This is a genomic window from Corynebacterium sp. CMW7794, from assembly GCF_001563605.1.
GTDB classification, from domain to species: Bacteria; Actinomycetota; Actinomycetes; order Mycobacteriales; family Mycobacteriaceae; genus Corynebacterium; species Corynebacterium phoceense.
In genome coordinates, this window is record NZ_KQ961709.1 from 1 (window position 1) to 1,324 (window position 1,324).

General features: G+C 54.5%; 1 protein-coding gene. It reads left to right on the plus strand.

Annotation, left to right across the window (positions count from 1 at the left end; translation table 11 throughout):
• Positions 1-61: 61 nt before the first annotated feature.
• Positions 62-1,278, plus strand: a protein-coding gene (locus HMPREF3227_RS00930) for an IS3 family transposase (RefSeq protein WP_141681489.1) whose coding sequence is annotated in 2 segments (ribosomal slippage) — positions 62-323 and positions 323-1,278 — 1,218 coding nt in all. Because the reading frame shifts where the segments join, the coding sequence is not laid out codon by codon here.
• Positions 1,279-1,324: the final 46 nt, after the last annotated feature.

The following is a 1,324-nucleotide window of genomic DNA, read 5'->3' on the forward strand; positions in this document are numbered from 1 at the left end:
TTGAGGTTACCCTCGTTTAGTGGACACCCTATTTGTACGGATCTTGTGTCCGTAAGAGAGGATGTTCATTGTGAGTCAACAGCGCAAGAAATACACGCCGGAGTACCGGCGTGAAGCCGCAAACCTGGTAATCGAGTCAGAGCGACCGATCGCTCATGTGGCTAAGGAAATCGGTGTTTCCGCCGGGCTTTTAGGCCGGTGGGTCAAACTCGAGCGTGAACGCCGAGGATCCTCAGATGGGATGAGTGAGGCTGATCTTCGTGCTGAGAATGCTCGTCTGCGCCGTGAGTTGGCAGAAGCCAAGATGGATAATGAGTTTTTGTCAAAAGCGACAGCCTTCTTCGCCGCGAAGCAACGCGAGCAGAAAAGTTCGAACTAATGCAGCAGGAGAAGGCAAACTACAGCATCAAACGCATGGCACGGCTATTAAAAGTGTCTCGGTCTGGATACTACAAATGGGCCCATGCGCAGCAGAAACGACTATCCGGAAAGGATGATCGGTCAGCATTTTACGATGATGTTGACCGAAAGATTCATCAGATTTGGAAAGACTCCGATGAGGTTTATGGTGCTCCGCGGATCACCGCAGAGCTCGCCGAGCGCTACTACATTTCACTTAACCGTAAGACTGTGGCGAAGCGGATGCGCATGATGGGCATTGAAGGGATTTCACCGCGTGCCTTTGTCCCGGTGACAACCATTCAATCCAAGCGTAAGTCAACTCTTCCTGACCTGGTCAAGCGCATGTTTGATACTGGTCAGCTCAACCGGGTGTGGATGTCGGATATTACCTACCTTCGCACCGGTGAGGGCTGGCTGTATTTGTGCGCGGTCCGCGATGGTCATTCCCGCAGGGTACTGGGCTGGGCAATGGATAGCGTTCAAGACACACACCTGGTTGAACGGGCCCTGCGGATGGCGCATACGCTACGCGGTGACGTTCCTGATGGGCTGGTGTTTCACGCTGACCGTGGAACGCAATTTACCAGTGAGAAGCTCTGGGAAGTGTGCCGCAACCTGGGCATCGCTCAGTCTGTGGGGCGCACTGGCGTGTGCTTCGATAACGCGATGGCCGAGTCGTTCTGGTCGACGCTAAAGACTGAATTCTACGACCGTAAGCGATGGCCTACCCGTGATGCTGCACGCAAGGCCGTTGCCTACTGGATGGAAGTCGTCTACAACCGCCGGCGCCGGCACTCTGCACTCGGAATGGTCAGCCCCGTCGACTTCGAGAACCACACCGGCTCAATCAACAGCAGAAAAGAAATAGCTGCCTAACCACTAGGTAGCTCCACTACGTGTCCACGATTTGCGGGCAACCCCA